The sequence below is a fragment of the Aestuariivirga sp. genome (assembly GCF_965227715.1).
GTDB lineage: Bacteria > Pseudomonadota > Alphaproteobacteria > Rhizobiales > Aestuariivirgaceae > Aestuariivirga.
Genome location: NZ_OZ245771.1, coordinates 4,146,576 through 4,158,956, shown reverse-complemented (window position 1 = coordinate 4,158,956; position 12,381 = coordinate 4,146,576). Strand labels below are relative to the sequence as shown.

Sequence of the window (12,381 nt, the reverse complement as noted above, 5' to 3'; positions counted from 1 at the left end):
CCAAGCCCGCGCTCCATCTGGGCTGTGCACAGCGCGCTCCCTCCGTCAATCTGCCGTATACGGACGAACAGACTCATGTTACATCCTGCGGTCGACGGAACCGTGCAATGGGGGCGAATCATGGGGACTGCATGCAGCACAGCCGTGTGCCAGGGGCACCGCTCCGAACTGCAGGACTTCGCTGTTTGACAGGCTGCCCACATGCCCGCCCCGCCCACCATCTTCATCATCTGCTCTGACCGGAGCCGCAACGGCAAGACCTTGCTGGCGCGGGTGCTGACCGATCACCTGCTCATCCAGGAACATGATCCCTTCTGCTTCGACCTGAGCGCACCCGAAGGTGCCTTGCGGGCCTATTTCCCTGGACGCACGGCCTTGATCGACTTCGACCAGGAAGAAGGTCGCGCAAAGGTTTTCAACAGCATCCTCGCGCGCTACGGGCGCGACTATGTGATCGATGTTCCGGGCGCCCTGCTCGCCCCGTTCTGTGAGGCAGCCGAAGCCCGGGGATTTTCGGAAGCGGCCCAGGCCGAGGGCTTTCGCATTTGCGTGCTCTTCGTGATCGACCGGGACGAGGGTTCCCTCAAGACGGCCGTGGCGGTGGAAGAGGTGCTGCAGCCGGACCTGATGGTTCCTGTCGCCAACCGCTTCGTCGGCACGGCGCTGCCCAAGGGCGTTCCGGGTCCGGTGCTCGCCATGGAGAGGGTGGACAGCGAACTTCACCCCATCGTGACAAACCGGCGCTTCTCGCTCCGCGGCTTCCTTCTGGGAGACGACGCGGCGGTGCCGGTGCGGCTCCGCGCCAATCTGCAAAACTTCCTGCACGGTCTTCTGGGGGGCTTGCGCGATCTGGAACCCGAACTGAGCCTCCGCACCTTGCGGGAGGCGGAACTCCGCCCGGCAAAAGCAGTTTGAACGAAGACGCTGCGCCCGGTAGATTGTGGCCTGACAAGACCACTGGAGAGATCATGAACATCCTCAAGGCATTGCCTTTCGCCATCGCCCTTGGCGCCTGCGCCACACTGGCCCCGTTCGCAGCGCCAAAGGCCGTGGCCCAGGTCAGCCAGATCGACGTGAGCATGGCGATCTCCTCGATCATGAATGCCGGGCGGCGCGCGGCGCAGGTGCCGACAATCGCCAAGGTGCCGAGCGTGGGCGTGATCCGCCTCGACGTGCCGACGATCCCGTCCTTCTCCGGTGACATTCCGAACTGGCAGGAATTCAAGATCATGACGCAGAAGAACGCCGCCGGCGTGGCCAAGCTGCAGCAAGCGCTGGCCGCGAACCCGGTCACCCGCGCTGCGCTTGCCAAAAATCACGTCCAGCCCTGGCAGGTGGCCGGCGCCCAGATCGGCAGCCACGGCGCCCTCAGGCTCTATATCTTCTCCAGCCGGAACTGGTAGCCTCGCCCTCTATAACGTGCGGGCCAGGGCTTCCAGCTGGTCGGCGGCTTTGCCCCAGCCTTCGTGGAATCCTCTGTCTTCATGGCTCTGGCGGGCGGCTTCCGTCCAGTGGCGGACGCGCGCTTCATAGCGTGTCCCCTGCCCCTCATCGGCGAACGTCACGATGGCCGTCATGAATGGCTCTGCAGAGGGCGTCCACGCATCCACATAGGCATCGGTGAAGACCAGCTTCTCCTGCGGAACGACCTCCAGATAAATGCCGCGATTGAGGAATTCCTCGCCATTGGGTCCACGAAACAGCATGCGGCTTGCACCGCCGGGGCGCAGGTCCATCTCCACCTCGGGCGTCGTCCAGGGCCGGGGCGTGAACCATTGCTTGATGAGACCGGGCTCTGTCCAGCAGCGCCACACGATGTCCCGGGGCGCCGCAATGAGGCGGTTGATCGAAAGCTCATGCGTGGTGTCAGTCATCTGTCCTCAGCCTTGCTTGGTCATGCCTGAGGCTGAAGATCGCGCATCCGGCCGTTTCGCGCCAGAAGCTTGTGGTTGACGGGCGGGTGTGGCGCCCAAGGGAACCCCGGCAGCTCGAGTGCGTTCGGCACGTGGCGCCGGGTTCCGGCATGCGAAGGATGACATGGATCAGGCGACGGTTCCCTTTGATTTGACCCGCATGGTTCTCGGCCCGCAGCCGTTCCTGTTCTACGTCGAAATCCTGGTCCGCATCGTCATCGTCTACATCTACACGCTGGTGCTGCTGCGGTGGATCGGCAGCCGCACCATTGCACAGCTGTCAACTGTTGAGTTCCTGCTGGTGATTGCGCTCGGCTCCGCCGTGGGAGACAGCATGTTCTATCCCGAAGTGCCCCTGCTGCAGGCGCTTCTTGTGGTGACGGTGGTGATCCTCATCAACAAGGCGATCGACCTCCTCCTCTACCGCTCCGATATGATGAAGATCGCGGTCGACGGCCGCGCGGTGGAGGTGGTGCACAATGGCCGCGTCGCCAAGGAGGGCCTGGCGGCGCGCAACATGTCCGTGGCCGAGCTGCAGGAGATGCTGCGCCTGCAGGGCTTCAGCAATCTCGGCGAAATAGCCACGGCCTATATCGAGACATCCGGCCAGATGAGCGTGTTTCCGTTGAAGTCGCCGCGCGTGGGGCTGCCGCTCATTCCGGTACGCGAGGACCCGGATGAGAACGCCATCCGCACCGCCGCCTCCTTCGCAGAGGGCGAGGATTATGCCTGCACCCATTGCGGCCTCACCGGCGCGCCGCCGAAGATGACGGACAAAGGCTGCTGCGATCAGTGCGGACATTCGGCATGGACGAAAGCCTGCATCGGGCCCGCGGACGAAGATCTGGGTGAAATCCGGCTTAAAGGCGGGGAGGATGAAGAGATCAGCCGGAAGGCGCGTCCGTCTTCCGGGCGTCCGCGCGGTCGATCTCGAGCTGCAGAAAGAAATTCAGCGCCGTCCTGATGGTGGCGATGGCGGCAAGCTGGCCGATCTCGGACCAGCTGGGTGCGACGGCCGTGCGCAGAATATCCGCGGCGAGCAGGAACTCGAGTGACAGCGCCAGCCAGCGCCCAAGTCTCAAGCGAATGTCTTCCTTCGCTTCATGCGATTGCGACACACGCCCCGGCAGCACGCCCTGGAATATGAGGATGGCCGTCCGCGCCACGCCTTCGATGACGGCGATGGCGATGATGAAGGCTGCGGCCCCCTCCGTGATCGTGGAGAGCCACAGCGTCAGTTCCTTGATGACATCCCCCAGTGGCATGGAGAACGCGCTCGCCTTAACCGATCTGGGCGAAGTTGGCGTGCGCCACCATCAGCCATGTGCCCGAAGCCTTGCGCATGACGGAGAGCCGTGGGGCGAGCTTCTGCACCTGCTTGTCGCCGATTTTCTGTTCGAGTTGCAGATTGTAGCGGGCGACCAGGAGATCGCCTTCGGAACTATGCACGAGATTCAGGATCTCGGGGTGGCCGCCGAATTTCGGAAGCGCCTTCAGATAGTCCTCGCGGTCATAGCCGCTGCCATCCGACCGAAGGATCTGGAATTCGGGCGCCAGGATCTTCTGCACCTCCGCAGGGTCCCCGCCCTTGAGCGCGTTCAGCCAGGACATGACCGCCGCCTTCGCCTCGTCTTCCGAAACGGCGCCGCCGGCCGCAAAGCCGCTGAGCGGCGCCAGTGCCGCACCTGCAAAACCGGCCGCAAGGGCCAGTGCCATGTCACGCTTGTTCATAAGTCCACTCCCAGCCAAGTCCGGCCGAACTGATATAGCCCACGCCGGCCATTGGGGGCATAGCGCAATTTTGGCGTCAGAACCCGCAGTTTTTCAGAAGCCCAGCGCTTTGAGCGCCGCACCCATGCCGGCAACGTCCATCTTGAACTGAACTTCCTTGCCGTCGAGGCGCGTCATGGAGACGGTTGCGGATTTTGTGGTGCGGAGCCGCTCGATCGCATCGTCATCAAGCGCCAGCGAGGCCTGGCAGCCGCTGGTGGCGCAGGACACATAGCTGGCGCGCAGCGGATCGCCCTCCTCCAGCGCAATGCCAACGCCGGGCTCGATCAGCACGTCCGTCAGCGTGCGGAACTCCGTCATCTTGTCGCCCTTGGCATTGCGCCCGAAAAGCCAGACGAGCAGAACGGACTGGTTCTGCGTGTTCACCACCCGGTAGCTGGCGCCGCAATTGGCCGACTTCTGCTCAGCCGTGCGCGAGCAGACGACCGTCCAGTTGTTGAAGGTGGTTGTGGTGGTGGTGACCTGGGTGGGTGCCGTCTGCTTCTTGTTGTCCGTCTTGGTTTCCTGGGCCAGGGCGGGCGTCAGGAGAAGGCCAAGGCCCGCGGCGGCAGTTATCGCAAGCCGGGCGCGGCGAAGGAGATGTGCTGGGCTTCTGTGGTGCATGATCAACTTCCAATTCTTCTGAAACAGGACGTGGACGGGCTTCATGATGCGAAAGACCGGCCGCGAGGATACTCGCGGCCGGCCCGATTCTGTTCGAAAATCTCCGGCGCTGCTTACCAGTTGTAGCGCACGCCGAGGTTTCCGCCGTAGCCCAGGAAGTCGTCCTGGCCGAACTGCACGGAGCCGTTCACGAAGCCGTTCCAGGCACTGTCGACACCGAAGAAGTTGGCGCCGATTGCAACTTCGCCATAAGCACCGCCCAGGTCCAGATCGGTCTTGGGGCTGTAGGTGTTGCTGCCGAGGTGGGCCGTGTAGTCACCCATGAAGTCGTTCCACACGCTGCCTTCGAGGTAGAGTTCGGACTTCACGCTGCCGCCGGCGATGCTGGCGCCGAGCCGGGCGCCGAGGCGGCCCTGCAGGCTTTCGCCGTCATCGAAGTTCACCTTGGTGCCAACCACGTTCATGTTGTCCATGTTGGTGCTGACATAGGCGAGCGTTGCCTTGGGCTCGAAGAAGGCCGAGGTGCCGAGACCGATCCGGTAACCCGTATCGACCACGCCGCCGAGCGAGGTGAAGCTGCTGTCCTGGGACTCCTTGAAGCCGCCGCCGAGGTTCGAGTCGTAGTCCATGGTGCCGAAGTCACCCTTCAAGGTGCCGTCGATGAAGAAGCCACCGTTCAGGTAGGTCGTGTAGATGCCGACCGAGAGAGCGGAGTAATCAGCACTGGTGGAGGACTTGTCGAAGTCGAGGTTCGAACCCGAGTAGCCGCCCATGATACCAACCAGCCAGGCAGCGTTGCGGCCGCTTTCGGTGGTCCACTGCTTGCCCGTGTCGGCGCCGATCACGAAGCCCCACATGTCCTGATCGTAGCTGTTGTCATACTTGTAGCTGTTGCCGAGCATGCCGGTGGGCGGGCTCGAGGTGTTGTGGTCGTCACGCTGCTGCGTGGCGGCGAAGGCCTTCATCCAGACGCCGGGGGTCACGTGGCCGGGTTCGGCCATGCAATCCTTTGCGCAGTTCGGATCGGCCATGCCATCACCAAGAACCGTGCGGAGATCCGCCGTGCGGTCGAGCCAGGTGCCGGTCGAAGCATCCCACAGGGCCTGGGCGCCAGCCATGATGGCCGTGAACTCATAGGCTTCCTGGTCGAGGGTGCTGGCAAGATACCAGCCGGCGTCGCCGCCCAGATCAGGATCGTTCTGGCGGAGGTAGGCGTCATACCGGTAGAGGCCCTTGTCGATGCCGCCATTGGTCGTGAAGTTCGTGGTGTCGGTATAACCGCCGACCGTCGCGAACAGCACGCCGTTCGGATCATACTGGCCGGGGTTGGTATCTAGGTCGTTGACCAGGAGATTTGTCGTACCGTCAGCATCGCCGCCAATGTGCAGGTGGTCGGCTTGGCCGCCGGGGGTGAGCTCGGCATCGATAGCGAGATCGCTGTGCGCGCTGTAGTCACCCGAAAGGATGAACTCATCGCTCGCATCATCCTGCACCATGTTGACCAGGTTGTGGTTGTAGAACACATCCAGGCCCTGGAAGTTGGTTACGCCGTGGATATAGACCTCGCCGTCATTGTCGAAGTAGCTCGTCGGCGAAACAATTCCAAAGGCGTTGAGCCCGAGGAAGTTGATCCGCGAGGTATTGTCGTTGAAGATCTCGACGCCCTCGCCCGAGACGATGCCGCCGCCGGTCACACCGGCGAAGGTCAGTTCCGAGCTCTCGGAGTTGGTGATGCGGGCCTTGCCGAAGCCACTGTTGTCGACATCCGCCAGCATCAGCGCGCCGTTCAGGCCGCCGATGGACATCGTGCTGCCCTTGGTGTTGATGAGCTCTGCGTCGTCATCGGCCACCATCACGTTGCCGGTGAGACCGGTCATCGAGAAGTCGCCACCCTGCTGGTTGACGATGCGGGCGTCACGCTCGGCATTGAGATAGTTGCCGACGATGCCCGTCATGTGGAAATCACCGCCCTGCTGGTTGATGATCTCTGCGTCACGTCCGGCGATCAGCGCGTTGCCGGTGATGCCGCCCATGGTGAAGTCGGCACCCTTTTCGTTCAGGATGCGCGCATCCTGGCCGGCCTTCAGATAGTTTCCGGTCACACCCGTAACGTTGAATTCGCCGCCCTTGCTGTTGATGATCTGGGCATCGTTGCCGGCGGTCATCAGATTTCCGGTGATGCCAGTCATCACGAAGGTGGCGCCCTTCTCGTTCAGGATCGTCGCATCGTGGCCGGCATCCATGTAGTTGCCGGTGAGGATGCCAGCGAGACTGAAGTCGCCGCCCGTCGTGTTGTGGATGGTGGCGTCATTCTTGGCGATCATGATGTTGCCGTTCAAGGCACCGATCATCGAGAAGGTCGAGCCCTTCTCATTGGTGATCTTCACATCATGGTTGTCGGAGTACATGAAGTTGCCGTTTGCCAGCCCGTTCAGCGTGAAGCTGCTGCCCTCGCTGTTGATGATTTCGGCATCATTGTCGGCAACCATCGCGTTGCCATTGATGCCGGACATCGTGAACGAGCTGCCCGAGAGGTTCTTGATGCGGGCATCATGATCGGCATTCATGTAGTTGCCGTTCAAGAGGTTCGCCATCGTGAACGAACCGTCATTCTGGTTGATGATCTCGGCATCATTTCCGGCGAACATCAGATTGCCGCTCAGGCCACCCACGCCTGACATCGTAAAGTCGCTGCCGTCGTTCGTGATGCGCGCATCATTCCCGGCGATCATCAGGTTGCCGCTCGTTCCGCCAAATGAGATCGAAGAGCGGATCGGATTGAGCGGATCCGAAACATCGGCCGAGTTGTTGATGATCACGTCCTGGTCAGCGGCCATTGCGAGAAGGCCGTTGGTGATGCTGACATTGGAGCCATTCAAGTTGTTCAGCGTGGCGCTGTTACCAGCACCTGCAGTGGCGAGAATGGAAATCCCTTCGGAGGTCCAGGTCGAAAGATGATCGTTGTTCAGCGTGACGTTGCCGCCAAGGCTGATGAGTTCTGCTTTGCCGAGGATGTCAGATTCATTGTCGTTCTGGATCTTGATGTCCTTGGCGGCACCGACATTCACGCCGAAGCCGGAGGCGCCCGTCGTATTGGTGATGGTCGAATTCTGGTCGTTGGTGATCTTCACCGAACCATCTGCCACCACACCGATGCCGGCCTTCAGAAGGTTGTCGCCCGAACCGCTGATCAATGCGCCGCCGATCAGCGGACCACCTATGTTGTCGATCCGAACATCATTGTTGCCGCCGAGCGCAATCACGGCCACACCCGGGCCATTGGCACCGGTGATGCTGCCCGTGTTGCTGACGACGACACTTTCGGTACCAGCGTTGGAAGCACCGAGCTTGACGGCCACCACGCCAGCACCAGCTGATGTGACCGTGCCATCCAGATCATTGTTGATGATCACATCGCCCGTGCCGGTGTTGAGACCGAACAGGCCAATCGCGTCTGCGAGAACCGTGCCGCCGCCTGTGTTGATCGTCGCATCGGACGATCCACCAAGAACGATTGCAGCCATGCCGATCGACGGCGGATCGATGGTGTTTCCGTTGAGGTTCGCCGTCGCTGCGCCACCAAGCGAGATCGCAGCAATACCGAAGGAACCGCCTGTCGCGACGCTGATGTCGTCATGCGCGTTGACGGTCGTGCCGCCAATACCCGACACGCCGATCACGCCGCCGCTCATGCCGAGGCTCGGCAGAACAATACCGGCGATGGGGGGCAGCGCGGGAAGCGCCAACCCTGCGAATGCGTTGGCGCCTGCCTTCACTTCGCCAGAGTCGATCTTTGTGGCGCCGGTGCCCAGCGTCACGGCGATGATGCCAGGTCCGTTGGTCGATTCCGTCAGTCCATCTGTCGTGTCAACCGTTGCACTCGTCACACCGGATGCGAACACGCCGGGTCCGTTGACCGTCTTGATGTCGCCATCAACACTGGTGACCTTGGCAGCGCCGCCGGCCACAACTGCAATACCGCCGAACAATCCGCCGAGGCCGCCATTGCCCTGAGCATTGATCGTGCCGCCATCATTGTTGGCCGTGCCATCAGAGCCAGCCAGCACGACGATGCCCGACTTGTCGGTGGTGATCTTGCCGGCATTCGTGACAGTGCCCTTGCCCAGCGTATTGAGCGACACACCGTCCTTCTTTGCGTGAATGTCGCCGTCCACCGTGTTGGTGACAGAGGAGTCCAGACCGGACACCACGGCAATGCCGCCGCCGTTGGTAGAGTTGATGATGCCCGCATTGCTGACCGTAGCAGCGCCGGAAATGAAGATATCGATACCTTCGTTCTTGGTATAGATCGTGCCAGTCTTCGAGTTGGTCACGTTGGCATTAAGAGTGCCAGACGTTCCCAAACCATAAAGCGAGATACCATCGTCGCCAATGGTCGTTGCGGCCGTGCCGATCTTGCCGTTGTTCACCACTTTGAGCGTGCCATTCACGGCACCCGCGGAAAACGCACTCGCTTCGATGCCGTCATCGCCTGCGTCGATCAGTCCGTCGTTGGTGACGTCAAGATTGAGCAGCGACGACTCAGAGAGAATATTCGTTGTGGCATGAATGCCATCATCGCCTGCGTGGATCTCGCCGGTCTTGTTGTTCTTGACGGTCAAGTCGGTTGTTGCCAGCAGCGTCGTTCCACCACTGAGATCAGCTGCCCAGCTGGTGGCAGACACGCCATTAGCACCACCCCTCATCAGGCCATTATTATCGACCACAACAGTTGCGGTCGCATTGCCGGAGGGTACCAGGCTTGCGGTGGACACCGACACCACGACAGCATCGCCACTCGAGCCATCGACCTGGCCGCCATCCGCATTGTTGACATTTACGGTAAGGGAGCGGCTGCTGCCCGGCTCGAAGAACAGGCTGGAAGAGGCATCGATACCATCGTTCTTGCCGCGAACAGCGCCGGTATCACCAACGTTGAAGGTAACCGTTCCGTTCTCGCCATTGTAATGAACGGCGTCGGCGCCCGTTGACTGCACAAAGCCATCAAGATCAACAGTTGATGAAGAATTACCCGACGCATTGCTTAACGTGAGTTCGATAGCGTTCTTGTTGTTTCCCGCGACGATTGAGCTATTCGGGGACAACATGTTGAAGTCGACGACAGCGCCTGAGCCTGTCCCGGTCACTTCCATGGCAGCGTTCCCGCTGTCATCAGTGTTGGTAACGAGTGCGCCGGACGAAATGTCGACAACGATCGGAGTGGGCGTCCCGGTCTTGGAGATATCACCGCCGGTATCCGTGCTTCCTGTACACGTCAGCGTGGAGCCGCTGGTGTTACAGGCGGCCAGCGCTGCCTCCGGAAGGAGTGGGGTCAAGAATAGCCCAATTGCCACCAGTCCAGCAGAATTCCGGAGTGTGGCAAGTCCCTTGCGCGTCTTGGCGTTCTTTTCGCGATCGTTGGTTGGAAGCATGTCAGCAAAACCCCTGCAATGGCTTAAATCCCCACCCGTCCACCTGATGATGGTCCGGCCAAGTAAATTTTTATAGACGCTAGTTACCCCCATTCAACCTGCCGGAGATTGCACGGGCCGCCAGTTTGGCGAAACTGTGTGCAACTTGCGGCGAGTGTGCCTTATTTCCAACACTCTCAAAAATGAACACACCAACTTTTGCGGGAAATAATCTCCTTTTATTTTCATGCCTGCACGCATCAAGCGAATCAGGGCGCGTTCCGCACACAGCAACCGTGTAGTTTACCCGGCGACTCACATCTGCAATCGGGCATGTATCGGCACGAATGTGGCGAGGGCTGCTCTGCGGAACCATTCTGCCGCATCACGCGTTCTGCAGCACTTCCTTCACAACCAGACGGGATACATCATGCCTGAATCGATCCCAGCCGTGACGCGCGAAGAGCTTGCGGCGTTGCTGAACGAAGACCTCTCCCGCGAGTATCAGGCGATCATTGCATATGTCGTCTATTCGCAGGTGCTGAAGGGGCCGCAATACATGAGCATCGCGGATCAGCTTCAGCAGCATGCTGCCGAAGAGCTGAAGCATGCCCTCATCATCTCGCGCCAGATCGATTATTTGGGCGCCCTGCCGACGGTTGAGGCAAAACCGGTGAAGGTGACGGATGTGGCGGAGGAAATGCTCCGCGCCGACCTCCAGAACGAAGTTGAAACCATCCGCAATTACCGCACGCGCATCCGCCAGTGCGAAGCGCTCGGCGAATTCGCCATTGCGGAACACATCCGCGAAATCCTGCTGGACGAGCAGGACCATCTAATCGACCTGGCAACCGCCCTGGGCGAAGACACGCCGAACGTCAGCGATCAGTAATGTGGCGGCGGCGGCTCGCTGCCATCGGGCCCCGGCCGCGCTGACGCATCGAATTCATCGCGCAATTCGCCAAGCCGCCGCTCGAGATGATCGAGCTTGCGCCACTGCGAGACCACCATCTCATTCAAATCCGCGATCACCCTGTCCTGTTCTGCAATTCGCAACTCCAGCTGGATGATTGTGCTTTGCGTGCCGTCAGGGGGCGTGCTGTCCCGTTCCTTTGTCATGCGCTCTCTTAGCTGAAAAACTGGGCAGCTTCCAGGCCGCCCGCAGCGCATCCATGCCTTGCAAGCACTTGCTGCTCCCATGCCAAGTTTGTAGAAGCGTCATGGAAGATGCTTGAATGGTGAGCGGGGATTTGGCGATGGCGAATGAAGCAAATCCTGACCGGCAGATGGGCCGCATCGGCAGGCGCGCGCTGCTGCTCGGTGCCGGCGCAATCGCAGCCGGCACATATGCGGCGGGCACCGCAGCAGCAAGCCAGGTGTCGATCGACCGGTCCTGCACCGTCAGCGCCGCAAGGCTCGATGCCGAGGTGGCCCGGGCTTTCCCGTCCTTCAACAACCCGGCCATTCTTCCGGGCTTCGACGCGCAGAAGAATGGTGCTGCCTCCTTCGTCGAACTCCATCGCATCACCACCACGACCATCGTTCCTGAAACCGGCGAGACGCTGAAGATCAGCGGGTTGCTGGCGCTGCCCGCGGGCGCGCGTGGCGTGCTGCCCGTCGTCTCCTGGCAGCATGGCACCATCTTGTCATTCGATCAGGTGCCCTCCAACCTTACCCGCCTGTCAGACCCCGCCTATCAGCTGACGGACGCGGCGGATTCGCTCGAGACCCTGTTCAACGTTCATCGCTTCGCGGCACAGGGCTATGCCGTGATCGCCGCGGATTATGTGGGCAAGGGCCCGTTCCGCAACGGCCGCGGCGAAGCCTATGCGGTGAAGGATGTGAGCATCCGCACCTGCCTCGATATGCTGAAGGCAGGCCAGTCCGTGATGCGCTCCCGCGGGTTGAAGCCCGGCAAGCTGTTCCTGAACGGCTGGTCGCAGGGTGCCCTCAACACGCAGTGGCTTCATCAGGCGCTGCGCAAGCAGTCCCAGCCCATTGCCGCAACGGCCGTGGCCAGCCCCTTCAATGATCTGAATGAGGCGTGGAATTACTGGTCCGGCAACCAGACCTTCGCACTTCCCAAAGGCGTGGACTCCTACCCGCCCATGCCGGTGTGGATTTCGCTGTGCATGATCGTGACGCTCGGAAGCTATGAGCTGAATTATAAATTGCCGGGCCTGCTGCGCGCCGCGGTCAGGCCCGAATTCCGGGAGATGGCGCTCAAATACTGGAAGGACTATGACGCGAACTTCGACCCTGCAGCGCCCTTCCCCACCGGCTCGAATCTGCTGGTGCCCGGCTTCTACGATCAGTTCACGGACAATCGCATCAGTGCCTTCCTGAGGCACATGGCCGCCAACCGTGCCTCATACTGGAATTACGATTCTCCCATTCGCTTTCACTATGGCCTGGCGGATGAAGCGATCCACCCGGCCATGGTCTACCGCGCCCTCACCGCCGGCGGCAGCCTCGCCAGCGGCGTGCCCATATCCGGTGGCAGCCACCGCGGCACATTCCTCGCAAGCCTCTATGGAACGTCCGCAACCCTCAAGGGCTCCGACAATATCCTGACCTGGTTCCGCAGCTTCGGCTGAGAATATTTCTATCTCTGCATCCGCTGCACCTCGCCACAACTTCTGCTTTCACCACTCACGCATCCG

At 61.1% G+C, this 12,381-nt stretch carries 11 protein-coding genes; 5 read left to right on the top strand and 6 right to left on the bottom strand.

Features of this window, described 5'->3' with window-relative positions:
* Window positions 1-201: 201 nt before the first annotated feature.
* Both ACO06F_RS19845 and ACO06F_RS19840 read left to right on the top strand, forming a co-directional pair.
* Window positions 202-915, top strand: a complete 714-nt coding sequence (locus ACO06F_RS19845) for a hypothetical protein (protein WP_421694436.1) — start codon at window positions 202-204, stop codon at window positions 913-915.
* A gap of 53 nt (window positions 916-968) precedes the next feature.
* A complete protein-coding gene (locus tag ACO06F_RS19840) occupies window positions 969-1,403 on the top strand; it encodes a hypothetical protein (RefSeq protein WP_421694435.1) in 435 nt (144 codons plus the stop codon).
* A 9-nt stretch (window positions 1,404-1,412) separates the two neighbouring features.
* Here the strand turns inward: ACO06F_RS19840 and ACO06F_RS19835 are convergent, their stop codons facing one another.
* Window positions 1,413-1,874, bottom strand: coding sequence for an SRPBCC family protein (locus tag ACO06F_RS19835; protein WP_421694434.1), 462 nt, complete (start codon window positions 1,872-1,874; stop codon window positions 1,413-1,415).
* A gap of 163 nt (window positions 1,875-2,037) precedes the next feature.
* On the opposite strand from ACO06F_RS19835, the gene ACO06F_RS19830 reads away from it, so the two are divergent.
* Window positions 2,038-2,877, top strand: a complete 840-nt coding sequence (locus tag ACO06F_RS19830) for a DUF421 domain-containing protein (protein WP_421694433.1) — start codon at window positions 2,038-2,040, stop codon at window positions 2,875-2,877.
* Here ACO06F_RS19830 and ACO06F_RS19825 read toward each other — a convergent pair.
* From ACO06F_RS19825 to ACO06F_RS19810, 4 genes are all read right to left on the bottom strand, one after another.
* Window positions 2,798-3,178, bottom strand: a complete 381-nt coding sequence (locus ACO06F_RS19825) for a DUF1622 domain-containing protein (RefSeq protein WP_421694432.1) — start codon at window positions 3,176-3,178, stop codon at window positions 2,798-2,800. The two genes, ACO06F_RS19830 and ACO06F_RS19825, sit on opposite strands and share 80 nt — an antisense overlap.
* 16 nt (window positions 3,179-3,194) lie before the next feature.
* Entirely contained in the window at window positions 3,195-3,644 is a 450-nt protein-coding gene (locus ACO06F_RS19820) for a nuclear transport factor 2 family protein (protein WP_421694431.1), read from the bottom strand.
* A gap of 93 nt (window positions 3,645-3,737) precedes the next feature.
* On the bottom strand, window positions 3,738-4,307 hold the full coding sequence (locus tag ACO06F_RS19815) for an invasion associated locus B family protein (RefSeq protein ID WP_421694430.1): 570 nt from the start codon (window positions 4,305-4,307) through the stop codon (window positions 3,738-3,740).
* Between the two features lie 113 nt (window positions 4,308-4,420).
* Window positions 4,421-9,739, bottom strand: a complete 5,319-nt coding sequence (locus ACO06F_RS19810) for an autotransporter domain-containing protein (RefSeq protein WP_421694429.1) — start codon at window positions 9,737-9,739, stop codon at window positions 4,421-4,423.
* 409 nt (window positions 9,740-10,148) lie between these two features.
* Here ACO06F_RS19810 and ACO06F_RS19805 point away from each other — a divergent pair, with 409 nt between their 5' ends.
* Window positions 10,149-10,610, top strand: a complete 462-nt coding sequence (locus ACO06F_RS19805) for a ferritin-like domain-containing protein (RefSeq protein ID WP_421694428.1) — start codon at window positions 10,149-10,151, stop codon at window positions 10,608-10,610.
* Here ACO06F_RS19805 and ACO06F_RS19800 read toward each other — a convergent pair.
* Window positions 10,604-10,837, bottom strand: a complete 234-nt coding sequence (locus ACO06F_RS19800) for a SlyX family protein (RefSeq protein WP_421694427.1) — start codon at window positions 10,835-10,837, stop codon at window positions 10,604-10,606. The two genes, ACO06F_RS19805 and ACO06F_RS19800, sit on opposite strands and share 7 nt — an antisense overlap.
* 137 nt (window positions 10,838-10,974) lie before the next feature.
* Here ACO06F_RS19800 and ACO06F_RS19795 point away from each other — a divergent pair, with 137 nt between their 5' ends.
* A complete protein-coding gene (locus ACO06F_RS19795; RefSeq protein ID WP_421694426.1) occupies window positions 10,975-12,315 on the top strand; it encodes an alpha/beta hydrolase family protein in 1,341 nt (446 codons plus the stop codon).
* Window positions 12,316-12,381: the final 66 nt, after the last annotated feature.

Excerpts from the sequence above, each read along its gene's own strand:
- ACO06F_RS19835 (WP_421694434.1), bottom strand. The coding sequence starts at position 1,874 with ATGACTGACACCACGCATGAGCTTTCGATCAACCGCCTCATTGCGGCG.
- ACO06F_RS19795 (WP_421694426.1), top strand. The coding sequence starts at position 10,975 with ATGGCGAATGAAGCAAATCCTGACCGGCAGATGGGCCGCATCGGCAGG.
- ACO06F_RS19840 (WP_421694435.1), top strand. The coding sequence starts at position 969 with ATGAACATCCTCAAGGCATTGCCTTTCGCCATCGCCCTTGGCGCCTGC.
- ACO06F_RS19830 (WP_421694433.1), top strand. The coding sequence starts at position 2,038 with ATGGATCAGGCGACGGTTCCCTTTGATTTGACCCGCATGGTTCTCGGC.
- ACO06F_RS19800 (WP_421694427.1), bottom strand. The coding sequence starts at position 10,837 with ATGACAAAGGAACGGGACAGCACGCCCCCTGACGGCACGCAAAGCACA.
- ACO06F_RS19815 (WP_421694430.1), bottom strand. The coding sequence starts at position 4,307 with ATGCACCACAGAAGCCCAGCACATCTCCTTCGCCGCGCCCGGCTTGCG.
- ACO06F_RS19805 (WP_421694428.1), top strand. The coding sequence starts at position 10,149 with ATGCCTGAATCGATCCCAGCCGTGACGCGCGAAGAGCTTGCGGCGTTG.
- ACO06F_RS19845 (WP_421694436.1), top strand. The coding sequence starts at position 202 with ATGCCCGCCCCGCCCACCATCTTCATCATCTGCTCTGACCGGAGCCGC.
- ACO06F_RS19810 (WP_421694429.1), bottom strand. The coding sequence starts at position 9,739 with ATGCTTCCAACCAACGATCGCGAAAAGAACGCCAAGACGCGCAAGGGA.
- ACO06F_RS19825 (WP_421694432.1), bottom strand. The coding sequence starts at position 3,178 with ATGCCACTGGGGGATGTCATCAAGGAACTGACGCTGTGGCTCTCCACG.
- ACO06F_RS19820 (WP_421694431.1), bottom strand. The coding sequence starts at position 3,644 with ATGAACAAGCGTGACATGGCACTGGCCCTTGCGGCCGGTTTTGCAGGT.